This is a genomic window from Acetonema longum DSM 6540 (genome assembly GCF_000219125.1).
GTDB classification, from domain to species: Bacteria; Bacillota; Negativicutes; order Sporomusales; family Acetonemataceae; genus Acetonema; species Acetonema longum.
The window spans coordinates 27,990-51,435 of the sequence record NZ_AFGF01000050.1; the positions used below are offsets into that span (position 1 = coordinate 27,990).

Annotated in this window: 19 protein-coding genes and 1 riboswitch; of the genes, 3 read left to right on the plus strand and 16 right to left on the minus strand. The window is 51.3% G+C overall.

Features of this window, described 5'->3' with window-relative positions; translation table 11 throughout:
• Positions 1 to 87: 87 nt before the first annotated feature.
• From ALO_RS06080 to ALO_RS06090, 3 genes are all read right to left on the minus strand, one after another.
• Positions 88 to 996, minus strand: coding sequence for a phosphate butyryltransferase (locus ALO_RS06080; protein WP_004093950.1), 909 nt, complete (start codon positions 994 to 996; stop codon positions 88 to 90).
• Positions 997 to 1,066: 70 nt separating this feature from the next.
• The gene (locus tag ALO_RS06085) at positions 1,067 to 4,210 is read right to left on the minus strand and encodes an efflux RND transporter permease subunit (RefSeq protein ID WP_004093951.1); all 3,144 of its coding nucleotides are present in this window, start codon (positions 4,208 to 4,210) and stop codon (positions 1,067 to 1,069) included.
• A gap of 15 nt (positions 4,211 to 4,225) precedes the next feature.
• Entirely contained in the window at positions 4,226 to 5,386 is a 1,161-nt protein-coding gene (locus ALO_RS06090; RefSeq protein WP_004093952.1) for an efflux RND transporter periplasmic adaptor subunit, read from the minus strand.
• Between the two features lie 123 nt (positions 5,387 to 5,509).
• Here ALO_RS06090 and ALO_RS06095 point away from each other — a divergent pair, with 123 nt between their 5' ends.
• Positions 5,510 to 6,355 carry a MerR family transcriptional regulator gene (locus ALO_RS06095; RefSeq protein WP_004093953.1) on the plus strand — a complete coding sequence of 282 codons (846 nt, stop codon included), beginning with the start codon at positions 5,510 to 5,512 and terminating at the stop codon, positions 6,353 to 6,355.
• Between the two features lie 73 nt (positions 6,356 to 6,428).
• Here ALO_RS06095 and ALO_RS06100 read toward each other — a convergent pair whose 3' ends face one another.
• The 9 genes from ALO_RS06100 to ALO_RS06140 form a co-directional block, all read right to left on the minus strand.
• Entirely contained in the window at positions 6,429 to 9,041 is a 2,613-nt protein-coding gene (locus ALO_RS06100) for a polynucleotide kinase-phosphatase (protein WP_004093955.1), read from the minus strand.
• Entirely contained in the window at positions 9,032 to 10,420 is a 1,389-nt protein-coding gene (locus ALO_RS06105; RefSeq protein ID WP_004093964.1) for a 3' terminal RNA ribose 2'-O-methyltransferase Hen1, read from the minus strand. The genes ALO_RS06100 and ALO_RS06105 overlap by 10 nt, the downstream gene beginning before the upstream one ends.
• 11 nt (positions 10,421 to 10,431) lie before the next feature.
• Entirely contained in the window at positions 10,432 to 11,589 is a 1,158-nt protein-coding gene (locus tag ALO_RS06110; protein ID WP_004093965.1) for an AAA family ATPase, read from the minus strand.
• A gap of 6 nt (positions 11,590 to 11,595) precedes the next feature.
• The gene (locus ALO_RS06115; RefSeq protein ID WP_040292869.1) at positions 11,596 to 12,399 is read right to left on the minus strand and encodes an RNA ligase family protein; all 804 of its coding nucleotides are present in this window, start codon (positions 12,397 to 12,399) and stop codon (positions 11,596 to 11,598) included.
• Between the two features lie 94 nt (positions 12,400 to 12,493).
• Positions 12,494 to 13,267, minus strand: a complete 774-nt coding sequence (locus tag ALO_RS06120; RefSeq protein ID WP_004093967.1) for a tRNA(His) guanylyltransferase Thg1 family protein — start codon at positions 13,265 to 13,267, stop codon at positions 12,494 to 12,496.
• Positions 13,254 to 13,721: an AAA family ATPase gene (locus ALO_RS06125; RefSeq protein WP_004093968.1), complete on the minus strand. Its 468-nt coding sequence runs from the start codon at positions 13,719 to 13,721 to the stop codon at positions 13,254 to 13,256. The genes ALO_RS06120 and ALO_RS06125 overlap by 14 nt, the downstream gene beginning before the upstream one ends.
• A gap of 48 nt (positions 13,722 to 13,769) precedes the next feature.
• Complete coding sequence (locus ALO_RS06130; RefSeq protein WP_004093969.1) at positions 13,770 to 14,153, minus strand: hypothetical protein; 384 nt, start codon at positions 14,151 to 14,153, stop codon at positions 13,770 to 13,772.
• A gap of 53 nt (positions 14,154 to 14,206) precedes the next feature.
• Positions 14,207 to 15,337, minus strand: a complete 1,131-nt coding sequence (locus ALO_RS06135) for a tetratricopeptide repeat protein (RefSeq protein WP_004093970.1) — start codon at positions 15,335 to 15,337, stop codon at positions 14,207 to 14,209.
• 80 nt (positions 15,338 to 15,417) lie between these two features.
• Positions 15,418 to 15,966 carry an RNA 2'-phosphotransferase gene (locus tag ALO_RS06140; RefSeq protein WP_004093971.1) on the minus strand — a complete coding sequence of 183 codons (549 nt, stop codon included), beginning with the start codon at positions 15,964 to 15,966 and terminating at the stop codon, positions 15,418 to 15,420.
• Positions 15,967 to 16,731: 765 nt separating this feature from the next.
• Here ALO_RS06140 and ALO_RS20750 point away from each other — a divergent pair.
• Positions 16,732 to 17,277 (plus strand): hypothetical protein, encoded by a 546-nt coding sequence (locus ALO_RS20750; RefSeq protein ID WP_072031812.1) that lies wholly within the window; start codon positions 16,732 to 16,734, stop codon positions 17,275 to 17,277.
• 70 nt (positions 17,278 to 17,347) lie between these two features.
• On the opposite strand, the gene ALO_RS06150 is transcribed toward ALO_RS20750, so the two are convergent.
• The 4 genes from ALO_RS06150 to thiT all read right to left on the minus strand — a co-directional run bounded on the left by ALO_RS06150 (position 17,348) and on the right by thiT (position 21,811).
• Positions 17,348 to 18,637 carry a lysophospholipid acyltransferase family protein gene (locus ALO_RS06150; RefSeq protein ID WP_004093973.1) on the minus strand — a complete coding sequence of 430 codons (1,290 nt, stop codon included), beginning with the start codon at positions 18,635 to 18,637 and terminating at the stop codon, positions 17,348 to 17,350.
• Positions 18,638 to 18,687: 50 nt separating this feature from the next.
• Positions 18,688 to 19,434 carry a GNAT family N-acetyltransferase gene (locus tag ALO_RS06155; RefSeq protein ID WP_004093974.1) on the minus strand — a complete coding sequence of 249 codons (747 nt, stop codon included), beginning with the start codon at positions 19,432 to 19,434 and terminating at the stop codon, positions 18,688 to 18,690.
• 245 nt (positions 19,435 to 19,679) lie between these two features.
• A complete protein-coding gene (locus tag ALO_RS06160; RefSeq protein ID WP_004093975.1) occupies positions 19,680 to 21,092 on the minus strand; it encodes an MFS transporter in 1,413 nt (470 codons plus the stop codon).
• 125 nt (positions 21,093 to 21,217) lie between these two features.
• Entirely contained in the window at positions 21,218 to 21,811 is a 594-nt protein-coding gene (thiT, locus tag ALO_RS06165; RefSeq protein ID WP_238528220.1) for an energy-coupled thiamine transporter ThiT, read from the minus strand.
• 155 nt (positions 21,812 to 21,966) lie between these two features.
• Positions 21,967 to 22,070: riboswitch (TPP riboswitch) on the minus strand.
• A 200-nt stretch (positions 22,071 to 22,270) separates the two neighbouring features.
• Between thiT and ALO_RS06170 the strand changes: the two genes are divergently transcribed.
• Positions 22,271 to 23,347, plus strand: coding sequence for an HD-GYP domain-containing protein (locus ALO_RS06170; RefSeq protein ID WP_004093977.1), 1,077 nt, complete (start codon positions 22,271 to 22,273; stop codon positions 23,345 to 23,347).
• Positions 23,348 to 23,446 lie beyond the last annotated feature (99 nt).

The window sequence follows — 23,446 nt, forward strand, 5'->3', positions numbered from 1 at the left end:
CCTTCACAGCCTTATATGATCCGGGTTGTCTTCCGGCGAGATTTCCCATCCGGAAAACTGAAGCCGCCCCGATTTAAAATGCGTCAATTAGCGCTTATCAGCCATTAAAATTCCAATGGCTATGGAGTGCAGTTTGGTAATGTCCGAGTCCGCCCTTGAGGTTAGAACAATAGGGGCTTTAGCGCCGACGACGATGCCGGCGATCTTGCCTCTGGCGAAAAATACGATGGATTTATAAAGGGCGTTGCCGGATTCAATAAAGGGAACCATAAGGATATCCGCATGGCCTGCCACGGGGTTGACAATGCCTTTGTGCTTGGCGGCCTCAGGCGATACAGCGTTATCCAGAGCCAGAGGTCCTGCCACCAGGCAGCCTTTCAATTCGCCTGCCTGATTCAGTTTCACCAGTTCCTCGGCATCCAGCGTCGCCGGCATTTTGAGATTCACTTTTTCTACTGCGCAAACACAGGCCACTTTAGGTTGGTCATTCCCCAAGGCATTGGCGACTTGAACCGCGTTTTCAATAATCTGCTTCTTTTCGGCTAAAGTCGGCGCAATGTTCATGGCCGCATCAGTAACGTAGAACAACCGGGCATACCCTTCCAGCTCGGCCACAGCCACATGGGACAATACATTCGCCGTCCGCAGGCCGATTTCTTTATCCAGCACTGCTTTCAGCAAAACTGCAGTATCAATCAGCCCTTTCATAACCACCTGAGCCTTGCCCTGGGAGACAAACTGAACCGCCGTTCTGCAGGCCTGCACATTGTCCGGCTCATCAATGATCTGGAAAGCGTCCAGTGAGATCTGGTTTTCCGCCGCAATACGCCGGATGTCCGCCGCCTTGCCCACCAGTATGGCGCTGGCAATGCCCAGATCAGCCGCGTTCTTCACTGCCAGCAGCACGTCCAGGTCTTGCGCCACAGCCACGGCAATCGTCTTAGAGCCTCGCGCTTTAGCTGTCTTAATAATTGCCTCAAAATTTTTTATTGCCATTTTTCTCACCACCTCATCTAGACCAATGATAACCGTAAATTCGGCAAATCGCAAGAGTGGAAATAACCAATCAGCCGGAGTAGTTTACCGGCGGTTTTTTCTTCCCGTGCAATTGAGCCGAAATCCATTCCACCACCACAAATAACAGAGGGATGAGGAAAATGCCGAAAGCGGTGGCAACCGTCATTCCACCTACAACCGCAGTACCCATCGCTTTCCTGGCGGCGGCGCCGGCGCCGCTAGCCATGGTCAGCGGCAGGCATCCAATAATGAAGGCAAATGAGGTCATCAGAATCGGTCGGAGCCGCAAAGCTGCAGCTTCAACTGCCGCTTGCACCGGTCCCATGCCCTTATCCACCCTGACTTTGGCAAATTCGACAATCAGAATGCCATTCTTGGCGGCTAAGCCGATGAGCATGATGATCCCAATCTGCATATAGACACTGTTTTGCAGATTCATCACATATTGCGACAATAAGGCCCCGAAAATGCCGGCCGGTACCGAAAGCATGACAGCATAGGGAACACTCCAGCTTTCATACAGCGCCGCCAGGCATAAAAAGACAAATACCAGGGCCAGCGCCAGAATCTGCATGGTTGTGCTGCCAGCCTTCTTTTCTTCCCGGCTTTGCCCGGTCCATTCCACGTTAAACCCGGCAGGCAGTGTCTCTTTCGCCAGTTTTTCCATGGCCGTCAGGGCTTGGCCCGAGCTATAGCCTTCCCTTACGGAACCGTTGATCTGAATGCTGCGGGCGGCATTGAACCGGGAAATAATAGACGGCCCGGTAGTCAGTTTCGGTTTTAGCAGGGTATCCAGCGGGATCATGGCGCCATTTGAGGACCGGACATAGATAAACCGGGTCATGTCGGCTTCATTGCGGAACATCGTATCGGCCTGCATAACCACTTTATAGCTGCGGTTAAACATGTTGAAATCGTTCACCTGCATCCCGCCGAAATTGACTTGCAGCGCCGTGAATACATCATCCAGCGCAATGCCAAGATTTTTTACCTTTTCCCGGTCCACTTCGAATTCATATCCGGGAGAATCACTTCTGTACGTAGTATATACCGCAGTCACTTCCGGCAGTTGATTGGCCGCAAGGACAAATTGCTGGATGGCTGCATCCAGTTCCGCTTTGCTATGGCCCGACATATCCTGCAGTACCATGGTAAATCCGCCGACCATGCCGAGACCGGGCAAAGCAGGAATGTTAAAGGCCATAACCGAGGCTTCCGGAAACAGGTCCCCCTTGCCCATCGCCTGGCCGACGAGAGAATCGATCTGGGCGGCAGGGTCCTGGCGCCGGCTCCAGGGTTCCAGCCCTGAAAACAGGGTGGCCGCATTGGATTTGGCCCCGTTTGACAATATATCAAAGCCGGTGATCGCAATGACCTGATTGACGCCGGAAAGCTGCCTGATCTCCGCCGCCAACCGGTCGGCGACCGCCTGGGTCCTGTTCAGGCTCGCCCCTTCCGGCAGGTTGACTACCGCCGCAAAAAACCCCTGGTCTTCATCCGGCACAAACGTGGTGGGAACAATTTTGTATAAGTACACCGTTCCCACCAGAATGACCAGCAAGAAAATGCAACCGTACTTTGCCTTGGCAATGAATGCTTTCACCGTTTCACGGTACGCGCTGGTGGTTCGTTCAAACCAGTCGTTAAACCGGTCGAAAAACCTACCCGCAACACCGGCCTTCGCCTGGGGTTCATGAGGCTTTAGCAGCAGGGCGCACAGCGCCGGCGTCAGCGACAGGGCGACGAGGGCTGATAAAGCCATCGACACCGCAATCGTCAGGGCGAACTGGCGATAGAGTACGCCCACCATGCCGCCGATAAAAGCAACCGGGACAAATACGGCGGCCAGTACGAAGGCAATGGCGATAACCGGTCCCGACACTTCGTCCATGGCCCGTCGTGTGGCCTCCAGCGGGGTCAGCCTGCTATAGCGGATATGATGCTCGACCGCTTCAATCACCACGATGGCATCATCGACTACCAGGCCGATAGCCAGTACCATGGCGAACAGGGTCAGGGTATTGATTGAAAAGCCGAGAATCATAAAGGCGCCCAATGTGCCGATTAATGACACGGGCACAGCCAGCATCGGAATGAGCGTGGCCCGCCAGCTTTGCAGAAAGAGAAACACGATGATCATAACCAGAGCCATGGCTTCCAGGAAGGTTTTAACCACCTCGGCCATGGATTCCGAAATATAGTCCGTATTATCAAAAACCGCCCGGTATTTCATATCCGGCGGAAAATCCGCCGCTGCCGCGGCCACTGCCTGCTTTATTCCGGCAATGGTATCCATTGCGTTAGCGTCACTGGTAAGTTGAATGCCTATCGCGGCTGCATTGGCCCCATCCTGCTTTGAAGAAATATTCAACTCCTTGCCGGCGTTTTCGATGCGCGCGATATCTTTCAGATAAATAAAAGCGCCATTCGGCTGGGCCTTGACGATGATATTTTCAAAATCGGCGATACTTTCCAGGCGCCCCCGCACTTTCGCAGTATATTGAAACTCCTGGCCCCGGGGTACGGGCATGGCGCCAATGGTGCCAGCCGGCGCCTGCACGTTCTGTTCCCTGACGGCGGCAATCACATCGGTAACCGTTAATCCCAGTTCCGCCATGCGGTCCGGATTGATCCAGATACGCCGGGAAAAATCCGACCCTAAAACCATCACGTCGCCGACACCGTTAACCCGCTTAATCGCATCCTTCAAATAAACATTGAAATAATTCGTTAAAAAGGTATTGTCATAGGTGCCCTTGGGTGAATAGAAGCTCACCAGCATAGCCATGTCGGAAGAGGCTTTTCTGGTAGTAATGCCGGCTGCGGTTACCTCTGCCGGCAAAGAGGAGTTGGCCTGGGCCACACTGTTTTGCACCTTTACGGCGGCAATATCCCCGTCGACCCCCAGATCAAAAACGACTTCCAGGCTATAGGTGCCCGAGTCGTCGGAATTGGAGCTCATATAGTTCATGCCCTGTACGCCGTTGATCTGTTCCTCCAGAACCTGGGCTACCGTCTGGTTGACCACCTCGGCGTTGGCCCCGGTATACATCGTCGATACCGATACGGTGGGCGGCTGGATTTGCGGGTATTGGGCAATGGGAAGATTCAAGCCGGCAATCGTTCCCGCCACTACAATCATAATGGAAATGACGATGGCGAAAATGGGCCGGTCGATAAAAAAACTGGCCATAATTATTTACACCTCCTAGGAGTTAATTGATAACTCCAACTCCGCCGGCGTCACAACGGTTACGTCAAGCGCCGCTCCTTCCCGGACCTTGGTCAATCCTTCCACAACAACTGTGTCGTCCGCTGTCAATCCTTCCTTGACCAGCCAGAAACCGCCCACCTTTTCCCCCAGCGTTACCGGCCGCGGCTCAGCCTGATTGCCGGCATTGACCACCATGACCAGCGATTTGTCCAGGATCTGCTGCACGGCCCGTTGGGGAACCAGTATGGCGTTTCTGATCGGCGCGCCGGCAATTTTAACTCTGGCGAACATGCCCGGAATTAAAATCCCCTCCGGATTGGCAAGGGTGGCTTTTAACGTCAGGGTGCCGCTGTTATTGGCCAGCCCCCTGTCCACCTGCGTTACTTTGCCGCTCAGCGGATAGGCCGCGCCGTTGCTTAAGGTAATCGTCACGCCCTCGCCCCAGCCGCCGTCGGCAATGTTGTCCGGCGAAACCTGCCGCAGGTTAAGGTATTCATTTTCGCTCATATTAAATTGGACAAACACCGGGTCCTGAGACCCCACTGTGACCAGCGTGGTACTGCCTGCCTGTACAAAGGTTCCCACGCCGACATCATCTACGTCGATGCGCCCGTCTATTGGCGAAATGACCAGGGTGCTATCGACATCATCCTGCGCCTTTTTGACCAGCGCGCGGTAAGAAGCCACAACAGCTTCATTCTGCCGCTCAGCCGCTTTCTGGGTAGTCAGGCGCTGTTCGGGGATCGCCGCCTGCTGCAGCAGATTTTCATACCGCTCTGTATCAAGACGCGAGTTTTCCCAATTGGCCTCGGCCTGCGCCAGCTGCGCTTGAGCGGAAAGCAAGCTGCTTTCATATTGAAGGCTGTCGATGCGGAACAATGGCTGCCCTGCCTTTACCATATCACCGCCGGCGACCATTTTTTCCATAATATGGCCTGACACGCGGGCCTGAATTTTCACTTCGGTTTTCGCCTGTATTTGGCCGGCATATTCATTGGCGATCTGTACATCCTGCTGAATAATCTTTACGGCTTTGACCGGCACTGCTCTTTCCTGCGCCGCCTCTTGCGGGCCGCCGCAGCCGGCCAGGATTAAAATTGTCACAGCTGCACTCAATCCTGCCCGGCAGCCCTTGATCATCTTTACTGAAAACACGGTTTTTCAACCTCCCTGTTTTGTGGCCGTCATCTATTTGCCTCTCATAATTGACCATTTTTGCCCTATTGGTTTATTATAAAGTATACAGTAACTGAATAGTCAAGAGGAGAGGGCGCACGGATGAACGAGTTTTTGCAAAAACAGCTTACTACCAGCCAATTTGCCGCTATGTACGGCATTAACAAGCGAACCCTGATGTATTATGACAGCATTGATTTATTTAAACCGGCCGTGGTAAAAGAAAACGGCTATCGGTACTATACATTAAGTCAAATGATATTATTTGATGCGATTCAGCTGCTGCGCAAACTCCGTGTACCGCTGGAAGAGATTAAAGCCCAATTGGCGAAACATTACACCCCGCAAAACCAGCTGGCATTTCTTTACAAGCAAAATCAGCTGCTGGAGCAGGAAATGGATGAACTGCGATGGCTGCAAAGAGTGGTACAGAATAAAATCGGCAGCATGGAAGCGATCTCAACAGTCGATCCTGCCAAAATCGAGATTTTAGAACAAGTCGCGCAGGCAATCGTCATCAGTCAATCCATTTTCGATCTGCCGATAGAAAAAGCGTTAAAAGTGCTCACCAATTTTATGCGCGACTGCTATCATACCCGCAGCTATACTGGTTACCCTGACGGCTACATGGTGGACGCCAGGCAGTTGCAGCAAAGAAATTTTAATCCAAACTCCTTTTGCCAAATCACGCATTGTTTTTACCCTGTTGATGCAGAACAGGCCCAATCGATGACTTGTGCTTATAAACCCAGCGGACGCTACCTGGTAGGCTATCATAAAGGGAACCTGCTCCAGATAAGCCAAGCCTTGCAACGCTTGGCGGACTATGCGGATGCGCATAAACTGACATTCACCGGACACGCCTATATCGAAAGAGTCCTCGATGATATCGCGCCCGCCGAAGATCCTTTCTATTCCGAAGTCCGCATTTCAGTTTTATTGGAATAAATGAAGGGGATCGCAAAACGCTTTTACCAAGCGCATGCAATGCCCCTTTTGCAGTTTTACCTCCCTTCATTTATTACAGTCGCGGGTCTACCGGCTCGCTCTCCAAGGCCAAGACGGCAAACACGCATTCATGGATTCGGTGAAGAGGCTCCTGCCGGACAAACCGCTCCAGGGCCTCCACGCCGAGAGCAAATTCCTTCAGGGCCAGGCTGCGTTTCTTCCCCAGCCCTCTTTGGCGCAGGCGCTCCAGATTTTCAGCCAGGGTGTATTCCGGGCCGTAAATGATGCGCAGATATTTCCGGCCGCGGCATTTCACGGCCGGCTGCAGCAGTTCCCGTCCATTTTTCACGATAAAATCACAGGGTTTTACCACCATGCCTTCCCCGCCGGCGGCAGTCAGATCAGACCACCAGGCGACGCCCCTGGCTGTATCTTCCTCCTTGGTAACGTCCACCACAATATGATTGGTCGGCATGAACAGCGCATCCTCCCCGGCGCAGTACTTCGCAACGGCGTTCATATGCCAAAGATGATTTTGATCGGTATGCGCCTTGCCTTCCGTTGCCAGGATGTGGAAAGGAGCCAGTCTCAGGTCCTCGATCGAATCCACCGGCCAGCAGTAGCTCCGGTAGGCCTCGACGTACTGATGCATCATAGCGGAACGTTCCGTAAACCGTTGCAGCAAAGCCCGAATATCCGCGTTCTGCCCCGAGGCTTCCCTGTCCACAGCCCGGGGCAACCTTTCATGCGCCGCAGCCTGCCGCAGCAGGGCTGCGGCTTCATCCAGGGCTACTCTGCCCGCCCGGCCGACGGCCGCGTACTGTTCGGTCAACAGCGCCTGGGCCTTGGCCGACCAGGGCATTAATTCACAGTCGAGGCACACCCAGTCAGTGGTAAAATCCTGCCAGAAACCGGAGCGGGTGAGGACTTGCCGCAGCCTTTCCAGGAAGGCGGCTTCCAAATCACTGTTGTCAAAAAAATGCCGTCCGGTGCGGGTATAGCAAATCCCAGCCGAACCGTCAGCCACGCCGAAACGGGCTGCCGCTGCCGCCTGGTCTTTGCAGACAATCACCACGGCCCGCGAGCCCATATGTTTCTGCTCGCAGACAACCCGATCCACACCCCTGGCCCGGAAATAGGCGAAAGCTTCATCGGGATGCTCCAGCATCCCCTCCGCGTGGCTGGTCTCAGTGGGCGACATGGTCGGCGGCAGATAGATCAGCCAGCGGGGATCGGCCGCAAAGCGGCTCATTACTTCCAGGGCAGCCATGGCGTTTTCCTCCCGCACCATGATATTGCTGTACAGCCGGGTGCCAATGACGCGCTTGCCCAGGACATCCTGAATATCCAGGATATTGTGATCCCGCTGCGGTTCCGTGAGCGGCGCCTGCGCATCCTCCGGCAGGAACGGCTTGGCCGGTTCATAATAGGTTTGCAGGGCCTTTACCTCGCTGAAGCTTTTCTCCGGGTAGCGGTATGCGGTAAGCTTGCCGCCAAACACGCAGCCGGTATCGATATTGATGGTATTGTTCAGTTCGGCAACGGCCGCCTGGGGCGTATGGCCGTACACAACCGTGGCCCGGCCCCGGTAATCGGCCGCCCAGTCATAGCGCACCGGCAGACCGTAACTGTCGGTTTCGCCGCTGGTTTCGCCATAAAGGGCGAAATCCCGCACCTTGCCTGACCCCCGGCCCTGCAGGTTTTCTTTCATGCCGGCATGAGCTACCACCAATTTGCCGTCGTCCAGCACATAATGACTGATCAGCCCGTCGATAAACAATTTTACCTTTGCAATAAAGGCAGGGCTTTCGGATTCCAGTTGCGCCAGCGTTTCGCCCAGGCCGTGGGTGACCTGAACATTGCCGCCCTTCAGCTTCTTCAGCAGCTTCACGTCATGGTTCCCCGGCACGCACAGCGCATTGCCGTCCCGCACCATGGCCATCACCAGCTTTAATGTATCCGCAGTCCGCGGGCCGCGGTCAACCAGGTCGCCGAGAAAAATCGCCTTGCGCCCGTCCGGGTGGGCTGCCCGGAAATCCTTTTCCCCGGCCGCGTCCACGGTCTCTTCAACCATATACCCCATATTGGCAAGCAGCATTTTTAGTTCAGCAAAGCAGCCATGAACATCGCCGATGATGTCAAAGGGCCCGTGCTCGTGCTTCAGGTTGTTCCAGAGCGGCTGCCGCCGGCACTGCACCTGTTCCACTTCCTCCGGCGAATTCAGGACATAGACCTGCCGGAATCCTTCCTTGCGCAGATTGCGCAGGGAACGCCGCAGCTGGGCGATATGGTTTTTGATGACGTAATCGCCCACCTGCCGGTCGGTCCGGCTTTTATTTCTGTCCTGGCAGACCCGTTCCGGCAAATTCAATACGATGGCCACAGGAATGCAGTGGTGGTCCCGGGCGAGCTGCAGCAGCGGCTTGCGGGCCGCTTCCTGCACATTGGTGGCGTCAACAACCGTCAGTTTGCCCAGCTGCAGCCGCTTGCCGGCAATATAATGCAGCACCTCAAAGGCCGGATTGTTTACCGCCTGGTCATTTTCATCATCGGCAACCAGGCCGCGGCAAAAGTCGGATGAAATGACTTCCGTCGGCTTAAAATGCCGCCGGGCAAACGTCGATTTCCCGCAGCCCGAGGGGCCGATCAACAAAACCAGGGACAATTCCGGCAGCATCAATTCCATAATGTAAACACCCCCATCTGAGTCGGACTGCCAACTTCCGGATCGGCTGCGCCGACCGGCATAAAGCGTACGCTGTAGCCGTAACACTCCGCCACCCGTGTCGCCCAGGCGGCGAATTCGCCGCGGGTCCATTCAAAGCGGTGATCCCGGTGCCGCATGTCGGATGCGGTCAGGCCATAGCGAGCATTGTATTCTTTATTTGGCGTAGATACAATCACAGTGTGCGGCTTGGCAAACCGAAACAGGACCTGCTCCAGGGCAGCTAAGCGGTGAGGGTCCAGATGCTCGATCACCTCCACCAGCGTGGCCGCGTCATAGCCGGCAAAACGCTGATCACGGTAGGTTAAAGACCCCTGCAAAAGGGTGATCCTCTGCCGCTGCAGGTCCGACAGCCGCTCGAGCTTCAGCCTGCTTTTGGCCCGCTCCAGCGCACTGCAGGAAACATCCACGCCGGCAAGCTGTTCAAAGCTTTTGTCCCGCAGCAGCAGGGCCAGGAGTTTCCCCTCACCGCAGCCAAGGTCAAGCACGCGTTTGGCCTGAGCGCTCTTAAGGGCGGCGACCACCGTTCCCAGGCGCTCTTCATTCAGGCTCCGCTTGTCTTCCGCTTCTTCCTCCGGCAGTTGGCCGGCCTCTTCCTCTGCTGCCGACACATCGGGCAGCAACCGGTTCAAGGCCTGGTCCACCAGATTTCTTTTTCGTTTCAGGTATCTGCCGATTATGAGCTCCCGTTCCGGATGGCCGGCCAGCCAGCCTTCGCCGTGGCGCAGCAGTTTATCGATTTCAGCCTCGCCGATCCAGTAGTGCTTGTCGCTGTCCAGCACCGGAATCAGCACATAGAGATGGCGCAGCAGGTCCTGCAGCCTGACTGCTGCGGTCAGCGTAACATTAAAATATCGGCTTTTACCCCACTGGGGAAATTGTTCGTCCAGCTCATAGTCTTCCGCCCCGACAGTATAGCCCAGCGGCTCAAACAGCCGGCGGATCATCGCCGTCTGGCCCCGACAGGGCAGCATAACGATTCCGGCCTGAAACGGCAGGGCCTGCGCCGCCAGTTCCGGCCGATCCTTGCATCTGCCGGTCATGGCCGTGCCGAATACTTTGGCGATGGCAACGCTTAAAAAGGAAGAGGCCACATAGGGCCTGTCATTGACATAGTCAAACAGGCCGCCTGCCGCGGAACCCCTTTTGCCGCGCGCCAGGTCCAGGGGATCGATATCCAGCAGCAGGACTACCGTGCACCGTTCATCGGTGACTTCGGGATAAAAGATATGGGCCTGCCCGTGGCTGAGATCAAAAGTCTGCGGCCGCGAGGGATTTTTGTGCAGCAGATAGCCCAGATCGGCAGCCGGCTGCCGGGTGTAGGTAATGGTTAACAGCATAGTTTCACTCCTTACAATGTGGACGGAACAATCCACTGTACGGAAGGCGCTTCGGTAAGGACAGGCACCTCCAGCTTGTGGATCATCCGATGGATGGCTTTCTCCGGCACCGGAGCGGAACGTTCCCGGTTGCGCCGCAGCAGCAGCGCGTAGGGCACTTCCAGATAGACTATTTTCACCCTGGCGCCATAAGCGGTAAAAAGGGCAATGAGCTGCCGGCGGGTTGCTCTGCTAATATTCGTCGCGTTCCAGACGAAAGGCCGCTGGTCGCGCAAAAATTGCCTGGCCCTTTCCTTGGCTGCCTGGACAACCTGGCCCTGCTCCTCATCGGGAGCGATTTTAAGCTCCTGCCGCAGCCGGTCCAGGGAGACCACCGGCAGGCCGGCGCAATGCCGCGCAACCCAGGTGTCCTTGCCGGCCGCCGGCAGCCCGGACATCAGAATCACTTCAAATTTTGTATCATCATAAGCCCGATAAGCCGGGTCGGCCTTTTCCTTCTGAAAGTACAGGAAGCGGCTGTAAGCATCGGCAAACCTGCCGCGCTCCCGGTAGCAGCCGTGCTCCCGGCAAAAATCGGCAAACAATTCGATTCGTTCCAGCAATTCCTGCCGGTCCGGGCACCGCCGGCCCAGGACGTCGGCTTTCGCCAGCAGGGCCAGCCAGTCCAGCCTTACCATCTGACTGGCTTCCAGGACCGCGCGGACCGGGTCCTCCTTTTCCAGAAAGAATAACGGCAGGCCGTGAAAGCGCACCAGCTTGGCGATCTCTTCCCGGCAGGCAAAGGGAACCGGCGTTGTTAACCCGGTTTCCTTATACAGTATCTCTCTGGTTAGGAACTCTCCCAGCAGGGCATGTCCCCCGGAAGTAATCCGGCCATGATCGACCCTGGTGCAAAAAGGCTTGGCCACGTCATGCAGCAATGCCGCCGCCAACAGCATATTTCGGACGGGCTCAGTCATCTGCCGCCATTCCGCCATCTGCATGAGCGCCTCGCATACCAGCCGGGTATGGGTCAGCACATCGCCTTCCGCGTGAAATACCGGGTCCTGTACAATGCCCTGCAGCTCCCTGAGCCAGGCAAAACGGCCGCACAGCCCGTCCCAGTCAAGCTCCCAGTCAGGCGCGCCGGGACAATGGGGAAAGACCCAGGGATCATAAAAATTTTGCATGTCCTGTCACCCCTGTCCGGCTGAAAACAGATCCGTTCCGTCCCGGAGCAGATTGGAAATAACCGGCCGGTCCAGCCAGTGGCTTTCGGCGTTGAGGATGCTGGTCAGAAAGCTGGCTCGCACATATTTGTAACGTTCCTTGACCACGCCCGCTTCTTCCACTTTAATATACAGCCCTTCCATCAGCGGCCCCATGTCCGTCTCCCGCAGCACCCGGGCAGCGTCCAGTTTTTTGCCGTCACATATTCCCCGCAGTTTATCCCCGGCTGCCGCGGAGATAAAACGCGACGGCCCCAGCAGTCCGGCCAGCGCTTTGTGCTGCTGCAGCCGGCCTTCAAATAAAACCAGCACCGGCGTAATAAAAGGGTGATTTTGCAGCAGGCTGCGCCGTCTGACGGTGCTGAGAAACTGCTGTTCCGCTTTGTCATAGATGTCAAACTCCATGAAATAATGCGGCAGCTGGTCATAAAAAACAGTGTGCTTGGCATACAGCCATTCGCCGTACAGGATATAGCGGCCGCCAAGGATGTCCCAAAAGTCGGCTTGATGGGCATTGGCCCATGTTTTGAGCAAATTGAAATGTTTCTCCCGGCCCCCGCCGGTTAAATAATGCCCCCGGCTTTGCAGCCTCAGCTCGCCTTCCGGGCTAAAGCTTATGCCGCTGTTGGCGCCATCGACCTTTTCCTCGACCACCAGAAACCGGTTGGCAATCCGGCTGAACGGCACGCTCTCCAGGTCTTCATCCCCCGGCTGACAGCGGGAGCCTTCGATATGGGGGGTTCTAGGATACTTTATTAGCATGTTTATCATCTTCTTTCCCGGCCATGACGATTGATTAGAAAGTCATAGCGTTTTGCATCTTTAGGGCAGTAAAATACTTGAAAAGTATCGCTCATTCTGATGTTTAGTACGCTGCTGAGCCGCCGTTATCAAGCAGGTTCGCGATAAACAGGTTATATTGATCCTTCAGCGGCAAATCGTCATCCACTTTGATCCGCCTTCTTGGAACTGTCGTTTGCCCTGTTATTACATTTTCACAGACTTTCTCATATTGCTCCCAGTATAGGCCGATGCCGCTCTTTTGCCATGAAGGAACATCGTTAAAGTTCATACCGTATTGATAGAGAAGCTCGTTTTTATCTTTTACACCCATGCCTAATAACAAGCTGTTCGCTTCCGCCACGGTTTTGCCGTTACGCCTTAACAGCCAATAGCAGTGAGCATTCAGCGCATTGCGGCAAGCATCCTCATAGCGCCAGCGGAAATAATTTACCACCAGTTCTTTATTGGGCAGTACGGATATCCTGCAGTCAAAAGAGGCAGCACCGCCCAGCAGCAAAGAAAATTTCGCGCTTGCTTCCCCGGCCAGAATAGAGTTGAATTTACGCGTTTTTCGCCCAAAGGCGGTTTCATCCAGGTGGAAAAGGAGTGAAATCTCATCACTCTGGGTATAGCCGTAAATGACCCGAAACCCGCATTGCATCAGATGTTCAACCGTAGCCACCATATAATCTCTAAACCGAATATCATATGGGCTTTCAAATTGATAAACTTCTTTGGTCAATCTGGTAAATGAGCGGCCATCTATGCGCGCTGCCATGTAAACGCCAGGAATCACGCAATAATCATGGGCCGTCTCATATACCCTCATTTTTATGTCAAAGTCACTGAATTTCATGCTTCCACTCCTGTACTATGAATATTTTATTATGATTACTGCTATCATGACCCGTTCTGACAAAATACAGGGCGTCAAAGCCTTCCTCCTGCCTGGGCAGTTGCAGCTTAGCATACGTGCTTTTGATGCCCGGCACGGGAACAGCCTCCCTGCCGGTTCTGCTTTCATTCCGCCGGATCGATTCCTGAATGCAAGAGTGAAAATAATAGCCTGTCACTGTAAACCCGGCGTTTTTAACTATGGTTATGTATCTTTTACGGTCTTCAACAGTCGGATTGGTATTATCCACGACAAAAGGCTGTTTACCGCGAATGCAGGCATCCAGTAAGATGCTTTCCCGATGCCGGGTTTTCAGCATATCCAGGTTAATTCTAATATGGGTTTTAAAAAAATTTTCCTGATAAAAAGTACTTTTACCCGCAGCTTGAATACCGATAAAAATAACCGCTTCCATCATCAAAACCCCCTGCATATCCATGCTGTTCAGTCTTAGCAAAAAAACTTATTGTTTCTCCTTGTCCTTAAAATATTGCTGATATAACTTCTTTTTTCTTTGATTCAACCGCGCCGGATTACTTATAAAATAAAAATGTGGCAGCCCTGCGGCGTCTAAGTTGGGCTCATGCGGTTCGTACCTGTCCCTCTCTCCTTGCCTTAACGGATTTCTGAGACAAATTCCAAAGCTGCAGCTGCAAAAGGATTCATGGACTATTTTGGCTGCTTGCATCGCTTCCTCCAAATTGGTATATAATCCCGGTGCAAAAGAAGAATTTTTTTCACACCAAAAAAAGCAAAATTCCTTAGGGCACTCAAAGGGGGAAGGCTTTTCACGCGGTATATAGGTTCTGTTTTTCATATTGTCATCCTCTTCAAAGGTTTTGTCCATGCCATAGCCCCCTGAACTACTTTCGTCTTCAATCCGCCGCCTTAAAATTATAATTAGACTCCAAATAAATAAAGTCTCTTACCGCATGCAAGCGCATCGCACATGTGTGAAATAAGTTCAATATGGATACGTTTCAATTGCTCCAGCCATTCCATCCAGTGAACTTCAAAATCGGCAAAATCCCTGATCAGAGTTGCTACAAACCAGGTTTCTACTACATGGCTGAAAAAATCAGCATAACTGCAAACCAAGTTTAAAGCAGCTAAACTGTCGATCAATCCATCCAGCACCTGCCTCATATCCTGTATGGAATATTCAAAGTTTCCATAGATACTAAATGTCGGAAAAGGCTGAGCAAAACATTTATGAACTTCCATAAAAATACAATCTTCTATATACCAGGAATCCGGATGCCACGGTTTATGCTGATCGGTATTCTCCGCAAAATAAAACTCAATACAAGGTCCGCCGATAACTTCCTTTTGCAGTGCCATCACTGGAGTATGCTGAGCGTAAGGATAAAAATTCCTGAATTTTATATAATCATCACGGGCTTCCGACCATTGTTTAAGTTGTATATATAGTTCGCCCCGCCGATTATAAAATCGCCAGTCCTGTGGTTTAAGAGAAATCCCTTTGTCATAATCACCCAGTGCTTGATGATACCGTTTCAAACTCTCAAAACATTCTCCACGTTCCAAATAAAAATTGACATTGTCCATATTAGATTGAATGGCATCGCTAAAATATGCGACCGCCGCCGCATAATCACGTTTTTCATATTTTAGAATATTAGCCAGTTCGAACATGGCTTGTGCATGACCAGGATTCATTTTTAGAACTTCATTGAAATAATACCAGGCTTGTTCGACAGAATGCTCTAACGCATGATTATCGCGATAGGTCATAGCCAAGTTAAAAAGCAGTTCCTGCTCGGCCTGGCCTTGTTCCAATGCGTTTTCGAGAATTTGAATCGCCTTGTTCAAATCATCAGTCTTTCTGTCGTACTCTTCCAGTAAGCCATAAACCAGAGCTCGTTTACGGTAGGCGTCACCATAAACAGCATCTCTCTCGATGGCTTGGCTATAAAAATCCAGGGCCGTTATAAGGTATGCCTCTTCGTAACACCGATCATATTCACGCATAGCTTCTTCCGCTTTGTTAAAGCATTCAATACCCGTCATGCTATCACCATTTAAAATTCGTTTTGCCCATTCCTGTTTTACATATAGGCTTGATTTCCAGGCATGAGTCTCACTACGCTTTAATTTTTTTCCTCAATATCGATATACTTTGCCACAACAAATTCCGCCAGCCATACCAGGTCGTTTCCCTTATAGAAGGCTACTCCGTCCTGCCGGGCTTCCCGGGCTTTAATGGTAAGCAATACCGGCTTATTATCGCGGCGTTTGCCCACCTGTAAGGCCATCTTGGGATCAACCGCCATGTGCACATACTGCCTGCCCCGCGGCTCAAGGCCATTGGCCATAATCGCGTCAGCCTCCTGTCTAGAGGTGCCGTGATAGAGTAATTGCGGCGGTTCGCCGGGGGCCTTTATGATCCTGAGGGGAATGGAGTGCCCATACAGCGCTCTGATTTTGCTGTCCGCTATTTCGAAGCGGCCCTTATCCGAGGTTTTGGCCACATAATAGATATTCTCGGCTTTGACATCCGACCATTTCTGCTCTTCCTGCAGGGAATGCAGCAGTTGAATAATTGAAACCCAGCCGCCTTCATCCATCTCCAGCTCATATTCCCACGGTGCATGCCGCAAGGCATAGGACATGGTTTTGCTTAATTTAATATAGTCCATAAGACAAACCTCTCTAACTATCTTTACTTTCTTCAATTATCAACCCGTACACCACTTGTCCGCCGATAATCAACAGTTTTTTGGCATATAAGCTTCTCTTTTCAGGATTAGTTTTTTATTCTTAGGAAAGACGCTTGTCAGCCTTTTACCGTAAAAACAGGCTCTACTTCTGCCATATAGCGCACAAATAAAAAGGCGGCTAAATCCGGCTGAACGGACTTAACCACCTTTTATAACCATATCCATTATCCCGAGGAAGCCGGAAGAAAGGCTCAGGCCTTCCTTGCGGCAGGCTGGATTCAACAGATCGATCAGTCTTTCCAGCATCCCGGGGAAAAAATATAAAAGCGGTTAAGCTTTATTGGGCCTAACCGCTCTGACAACTATGCAAGATAAATAGTTAACAAAACACTATCTCTCCTGACACCGTTTCGACAGAGGATTAAGCCAATGTATGCCAATGTTCCCCATTGAGTTTTCTGATGCAAATATTTCTTGATTGTGTTTAGACTCATAGTCATATAAATGATACATTGCTAGTCCTCCTTTCCGGCTATTCTGTACTTAGCTGCCGATGGTATCGATAATATCCGGCAGGTACAATCTTTGGGAAATACAATGATTAAATAATATCACAGGAAAATTAGCCCTGTCAACAATTTCCGTCTTCTGGTTTGTTTCAAACTAAATTCCAAGATGTTTTGTATAAAAAGGGAGCACCTGTAAAAATAATAGTAACATACTGAAAAATCGGGGGGCTGCATCATGAGTAATCAGGTACTTTTGTGGAGCGCGCTGCTTTTACCTTGGCTGACCCTATTCTTCATGCCGAGAGGAGGTATTAAGCGCTGGATGCCTGTCGCTTTATTCTCCTCGCTTATTAGTGTATTATCCGTAGAGTTGGGAGAAAATCTGGGCTGGTTTATCTATGAACCAGCCGTCTATCCGCTTCGTACATCTTCTTATATCATTTTTGGGCTAAATATGGTCACCACGATATGGTTGTTCTCTTTTTTGTACGGTCGGTTTTGGCAATATCTTGCAATCGATACAGCGTTAAATTTTGGATTCATTTACCTAATTCATGTCTATGTTCTAGGCGGCAGAGGTCTTTTTTCCGAGGTCGGTATTACCCCCTTCCTAAATGTGTTAATTGTTACCTTCGCCGGTGTTTTGGCCTATGGCTATCAAATGTGGCAGGAAGAGATTTTGGTTCGTGCTGACATCCCATCAGCCGGTTATCTTCCCGGCCTGAAACCGGCAGCAACCAAACCGTTGCCCGAAGATCAGGGCAATGAAAAAAACGAATAGATGACTATTTGATGGCAGATTGTGCAAAATCTCATCGCTGGAATCAGCTTGTCCATAAGCATAGCTATCATTATTGCGCCACAGCCAGCATTGTTTCCTGCCGGACGTCAGACGGAACCTGCCATTCTGCCCGGCTCCGGGCTTGTTGCTGTTCATACAGCAGCGATATAGCCGCCTCGATCCGGACAGTTTGCTGCTCTTCGGCCAGAAAAAACCACCAGGCATTAGTTGTATCACAAATTTCAAAGTCATCTTTGAATTCAGTGGAAATGGACGGCAGCATTTCGCAGGAAAAAGACAATTCAGCCGCCTGTCCGTCTATCATGCCATAAAAATGCAGTCCTTCCTGATTGACTGTCATTTCTCCGTAACCGCAGCTGCGATAGGCGCCGGAATATTTATCCGCCACCTGTAAGTCTCTGACCCGGACACGAATCTGATAGTTCTCATCCTGTAAACAGACCAACATGTTCTGACGCTGCCAGGCGTTCCATTCTACCGGATTGTTAAAAATAACGCTTTTCTTGTTAATAGGCAGCAAAAATCCATATACATCAACTATCGCCCCGTTACCGCACCGGTTGCACAAGAGCTTGTTCCGGCTGCTGCCCATGACGCTTTCGCCATGGCAGCGGGGACATTGATGCAAAATAAGATGCAGGTTTTCAGCTGCATCGTTATGAGGATAAATCTCCCGGGCATTACGATTCCATTCGTAGTCATTATAGGTCAAAGCCCGGCAAACTGTATCATATATTTCCCGGGTGCTCATTCCGGCAATGTCTTCGGCTGACAGCAGCTGCACCGCCACCGTTTCCACCCTCCCCCGCCGCCAGTCAGGCGACCAGCGGGGCCAGACAAAGTAACCCCCGTTTGTTTTGACGGCCACAACGGGAACCTTTAATTTTTTAATAAGCTTCGCCACTGATTCCGGTATCGGGCAGCAACTCCCGTCAACCGAACGGCGTCCTTCCGGAAATATGCCCACCACGCCGCCCCGGGAAATCACCTCTACTGTTTTGCGCGCCGAGCGCATGTCAGGGGAGAATTGTATCTTTGGAATGGCTTCGAACAGCCGTAACAGCCTGCCGATAACCGGCAGGCGAAAGTAGTAATTCGAGGTGAGAAAATAACAGGGATAGGGAATGGCATACTGCACCAGCGCCGGATCAAAATTCGATGTATGATTGCCCAGTACGATAAACGGCGGCTTGATTCCCTGTATCCCGCTGCGGTCGATCTTTATTGCCGCTCCCGGTTTAAATACGACATATACAATGATATAAGCCGCCGCAATCTGCAGCAGCGCTAATATGTTTCGTTTAAGCCGGATTGCGGCTGAGAGAACAAAGTTCTTCATACTTATTGACCTCTTTATGTGACGGAATTTGAATGTAAATAAGGATAATTTCAGGATGCCCAGCTGGGATATTTTTCGGCCGGGAAAATCGTAAAAAAGTCAACTACCGGCGGATTGAAATCAGCGTCAACAGACGGTTCGCTGATAAACTCCGCCCCGTATTTATAATAGGCCAGCATAAGGGTGGACATCTTATTGATGATTTCCCGTTCACTGACAGCGGCGATGGTGTAACTCCCTCCCTCGGCTTCGTCGATATAGAAATCTTTTTTTGGCTTTACGCCAAAAGAGATGTTAACCACTTTTTTCTCAGTCAGATATTCGATGATCATTTTGATATCGGTCCTGGAATCAAATGACACAGTGGTAAGACCAATCATGTAATCATGGGGAAATAACTTCAGATAAGCGCCTACACCGGAAAATAGCAGTTTAAAGACTTTGGTATTCCGGTACGGGATATCGATACAAGCCCGCCCCAGTTCCAAAACTCTGTTTCTTTCACACTTTAACTGTCCAATATCAAACCATTGCTCCGAATAAAAGCCTTGGTTTCCCTGCAGCCTTTTACCCGATAAAAACCGAAAAGTCCCGACGCATTGGCCTGCTTCCTCATCGCAAATCATCAGATGATCGCAAATTTCATCATAAGAGTCATATTCCTGTTCACCTTCTGTCTGTTTGCCCGCAAAATTCATTTCTTTATGGTAAACATTATGCCGGAGCCGGTAAACCTGTTCTTTTTCGCTTGCATTTTCAGCCAGTTTGACTAAGTATTTTCCTTCCCGGAGCTGCATCGTCATACCTCCCTTATACTTAAACCTGTTGTAATGCATAGTCTAATTGTACCGTTTAGCCATTTATAAAAAATTAACCCACTGTTAATTTTTGTTAACGTTTTGTAACGGTTTGTAAAAAAAGATAGAAAAAGATTGATTCAAAGACAAAAACCGGGATATTCTCCGCCAGATTCGGCTGGAATATCCCGGTTTACGATCTAAGCTATGTTCAAAACAGAAGCACCCTGCGCCCAAATGCCCGGCTAATCCTGCTGACCTTTCGCGTCATCAGGGGCAGACCGCTCTTTGCTCCCCCGGGCCAGCGATGCAAATACCCCAATAATGCAGATGGCTGTAAACACCATGAAGGATGCCCGGGAAGCGGCCACGATCATAGGAGCGGAATTCTTGTTCAGGCCCGCATCTCCCACAAAGCTGGCGATCAGCAGGGTGACCACAGCCATGCTGACTGCCTGGCCCACCAATCTCATGGTCCCCAGGGACGAGGAAGCCACGCCGTAAAGCTTCTTCTCCACCGCGCTCATGATGGCGTTATTATTAGGAGAGGCAAACAGGGCGAAGCCTACTCCGATCAGCGCCAGATTGGCGATGATCAGCCCTAAGTATGTGTCGACGCTGATAAAGACGAACAGGAATAACCCCAGGGCGGTGATGCCCATGCCCCAGGAAGCCAATATGGAAGGCGATATACGGTCTGAGAGGGTGCCGGCAAAGGGGGAGAGCGCCGCCATCAGCACGGGCTGCGACAGCAAAATCAGGCCGGCCATCTGGGAATCATACCCCATCACCAGCTGCAGATGCAGCGATATCAAAAAGCCTACCGCAAATGTGGCGCTGTAGTTAATCATGGCCGCCAGGTTGGAATAGGCGAAAACCTTGTTTTGGCGGAATAGCTCCACCTGCAGGATGGGATGCTGCTGGCGGGACTGGTGATGCAAAAACAGGGCCATCAGCGCCAGGCCTGCAACCAGGATGTATTTTGCCCAGATCACGCTGGAGATGGAAGAAAAGCCGTACAGGACGGCCGAAAGCGCCAGGATGTAGCCAGTGCTGCCAATGAAGTCAAAGGTCTCTCCCCGGGCGCCTGCCCATTCCCCTTCCAGCCGCCAGATGGCCAGCAGGGCTGCCAGTATGCCGATGATGGCGGTAAAATGAAAGATGCTGCGCCAGCCCAGATAATGATTCATCACGCCGCCCAGCACCGGTCCCGCCGCCAGGCCAATATAGACAACTGCAGCCGTCAGGCCCATAGCCTTGCCCCGCTTTGGAGCCGGATAGACGGTGGTCAAAATGGCCATGCCGGTGCTAAAAATCATGGCGCTGGCAATGCCCTGAGCCGCCCTGAACCAGATCAGTGATGTCAGGGACCAGGCAAGGCCGGATAACGCGGCAAACAGAGAAAATAAGACGGTACCGGCAATAAAGACTTTTTTCCGGCCCACAATATCCGCGTAGCGGCCAAAAGGCAGCAGAAACACCGCCGAAGTCAATAAATAACCGGTGACCATCCATCCCAGCAACAGGGCATTATCGCCAAATTCGGCTGCAATGGCCGGTATGGACAGGTTCACAGCGCTGCCCATAAACGGCGTCAAAAAAGATGTAGCCATAACCACAATCAATACAGCTGTTTCCAATGGAAGAATCCTATTCATGCATAGTCCTCATTTTTCATATATTTGCATCCCCGTTAAGCCGCAAATAGGTCTGCTGCAACTATTATAATGCTTTTTATATCTAAAATAAAACAGCCACTGCGTTTAACAGCGCCCTGCTCTTTTCACCGCGACAATGTCAGCTTAATCCGCTCCAGCGGTAAAAGCCGCATGATTAAGAGGCAGATGAGCAGGTTAGGAATCAGGTAGCCGGCGTTGAAGATGGCGGAATATACATAAGGAGACATGCTTTCTGGAGCATAGCTGGCAAAAAATACAATTCCTGATATGTAATGGCAGATAAACCGTCCCAAAACGCCGACAATTGTTCCCCAAAAAATCCGGTCCCGAAAATAGCCTGCAAGGCCAAGCGCCATATACGGCAAAGGGTAATCGAACAACACCTGCACCGGATGTAAAATATAAGGACTCTGAATCAAATGGATCAGACCATAAACAAACCCGGCAAGATAACCTACTTCCGGTCCGTACAAAAAGGCAATCAGCAGCAGTGGCACCATCGCTCCCAAAGTGATGCTGCCGCCCTGCGGCATGTGATACAGGCGGAAGGTGTGCAGTATGAGCGCCAAAGCAAGCGCCAGGCCGATATGTGTGATTAGCCGCGGCTGCAAAGCGATTTTTTTGATGCGCAGGAAGGCCAGTATCAGAAGCATCAATCCTAAAAGGACCGCGATACTGACCGGATTGTCCGCAAGCATATTCAATTTTTTAATCAATGAGTCAGTCATAAGATCATCTCCCCTTACTTTTCTTTAATGCGTTATGCGTTTATGTACTAGCAAGGACGCAAGGCGTCTCTTATTAATTCTGATATAAAGAAAAACGCAATCCTGCAGGATCGCGTTTTAACATTTATCATATTATATCGCTTCCCTACACTGGCATTATCCAGATCAGGTGATGAGGGTCAATGAAATTGCTTTCATTTCTCAGCCTGCGGCACCCCTAGCTATCCTGTATTCAATTTATACTTATTCTAATATATTTGCTTATTTTTGGCAATCCGCAATTTTCTTTTAGGACAGGAGCACCACGGAGACAGGAACTGAGCCTTATTATGTTTTCTTCCCAGCTCATGTATACTAACAGTTAAGCAGCTATTAGGTATCGTCTGATATGTATCCCATAGATCTTTGGTAAAGAAGGAGTGGATTCAAATGGAAACCAAATTGTTGGCCGTTAACGACTTAGTCCCGGGCATGATCATCGGTTCGTCTGTCTTGTCGCCGACCGGTAAAGTCCTCCTGGGAAAAAACGCGGCGGTGACGACCAGGACCATCTCGCTTTTAGCGATGTGGGACATTCGCTTTGTATACATAGTGGATGATGTTGCAGCTGCGCCAAATCAACCGTCGGAACAGCCGGAGCAGCCGGACAGTCTGTCCCAGGTGTTTAAAGATTTTTATAAGGAATATAGCAGCATTGTCGACAGTTCCTCCCGGTCTTTCGATTTTGTCCGCAACCAAAAGCAAGTACCGGTACCGGAACTTAAAGATATCTCTTTCGGCATTTATTCCACCGTGCTGTCAACCGGCCCCACCCTTATGGAGTACCTTCTAGTCTGCGATCAGAAATTGGCCGATGAGGTTTCCCGTCATTCGGTTATGGTGGCATTTATCAGCGGCATGATTGGCCGTGCCATGAGGCTGCCGGAAGAAACCGTCCAAACACTGGTCCTGGCCGGACTGCTGCATGATATCGGCAAATTAGTCATTCCCCAGGATGGCAGTTCCGGACCGGAAGATCATGTCATTCACGGAGCTAAATTGCTGCGTAATGTAGACGGCATTTCCCAGGATGTTCTGGCGGCTGTTCTCTACCACCATGAATACATGGACGGCAGCGGCTTTCCCCTGGCTAAGCAGGGCGACAAAATTCCTGTCCTTGCCCGGATCATCGCCGTAGCAAATGCTTTTCACAGGGAAGCTTACCACGATACTGTCAATCCGTTTATCTCGCTGGAGCATATTGCTCAGAATAAATTTACTAAATTCTGCCCTGAAGTCTGCCAGCCTTTCCTCGACAGTGTGCGAGACTGCCTTATTAACAGCTCGATCATGCTAACCGATGACCGTACGGCTCAAGTAGTACTTTTCGACAGAGAACGGTTCACCAAGCCACTGGTTAGAACCACAGCCGGTGCAATCATCGACTTGTCCACCGTGAAAGGGATTGCCATCAAACATATATTAAATCAAGAATATCTGGCCGCAGTTAACGGCGGAATTTCATAGAATAACCTTAACCGCCCGCCGGAGCCACTGTTCCGGCAGGCGGTCCACTTCTGCGCAACTTGATTGTCACCGGGGAAACATGGTATGGTAGTAAATATC

Bases quoted from the DNA above. Each gene is read 5' to 3' on its own strand.
- ALO_RS06080 (WP_004093950.1), bottom strand. From the start codon at position 996: ATGGCAATAAAAAATTTTGAGGCAATTATTAAGACAGCTAAAGCGCGA.
- ALO_RS06085 (WP_004093951.1), bottom strand. From the start codon at position 4,210: ATGGCCAGTTTTTTTATCGACCGGCCCATTTTCGCCATCGTCATTTCC.
- ALO_RS06095 (WP_004093953.1), top strand. From the start codon at position 5,510: ATGAACGAGTTTTTGCAAAAACAGCTTACTACCAGCCAATTTGCCGCT.
- ALO_RS06100 (WP_004093955.1), bottom strand. From the start codon at position 9,041: ATGGAATTGATGCTGCCGGAATTGTCCCTGGTTTTGTTGATCGGCCCC.
- ALO_RS06105 (WP_004093964.1), bottom strand. From the start codon at position 10,420: ATGCTGTTAACCATTACCTACACCCGGCAGCCGGCTGCCGATCTGGGC.
- ALO_RS06110 (WP_004093965.1), bottom strand. From the start codon at position 11,589: ATGCAAAATTTTTATGATCCCTGGGTCTTTCCCCATTGTCCCGGCGCG.
- ALO_RS06115 (WP_040292869.1), bottom strand. From the start codon at position 12,399: ATGATAAACATGCTAATAAAGTATCCTAGAACCCCCCATATCGAAGGC.
- ALO_RS06120 (WP_004093967.1), bottom strand. From the start codon at position 13,267: ATGAAATTCAGTGACTTTGACATAAAAATGAGGGTATATGAGACGGCC.
- ALO_RS06125 (WP_004093968.1), bottom strand. From the start codon at position 13,721: ATGGAAGCGGTTATTTTTATCGGTATTCAAGCTGCGGGTAAAAGTACT.
- ALO_RS06130 (WP_004093969.1), bottom strand. From the start codon at position 14,153: ATGGACAAAACCTTTGAAGAGGATGACAATATGAAAAACAGAACCTAT.
- ALO_RS06135 (WP_004093970.1), bottom strand. From the start codon at position 15,337: ATGACGGGTATTGAATGCTTTAACAAAGCGGAAGAAGCTATGCGTGAA.
- ALO_RS06140 (WP_004093971.1), bottom strand. From the start codon at position 15,966: ATGGACTATATTAAATTAAGCAAAACCATGTCCTATGCCTTGCGGCAT.
- ALO_RS20750 (WP_072031812.1), top strand. From the start codon at position 16,732: ATGAGTAATCAGGTACTTTTGTGGAGCGCGCTGCTTTTACCTTGGCTG.
- ALO_RS06150 (WP_004093973.1), bottom strand. From the start codon at position 18,637: ATGAAGAACTTTGTTCTCTCAGCCGCAATCCGGCTTAAACGAAACATA.
- ALO_RS06155 (WP_004093974.1), bottom strand. From the start codon at position 19,434: ATGCAGCTCCGGGAAGGAAAATACTTAGTCAAACTGGCTGAAAATGCA.
- ALO_RS06160 (WP_004093975.1), bottom strand. From the start codon at position 21,092: ATGAATAGGATTCTTCCATTGGAAACAGCTGTATTGATTGTGGTTATG.
- thiT (WP_238528220.1), bottom strand. From the start codon at position 21,811: ATGCTTGCGGACAATCCGGTCAGTATCGCGGTCCTTTTAGGATTGATG.
- ALO_RS06170 (WP_004093977.1), top strand. From the start codon at position 22,271: ATGGAAACCAAATTGTTGGCCGTTAACGACTTAGTCCCGGGCATGATC.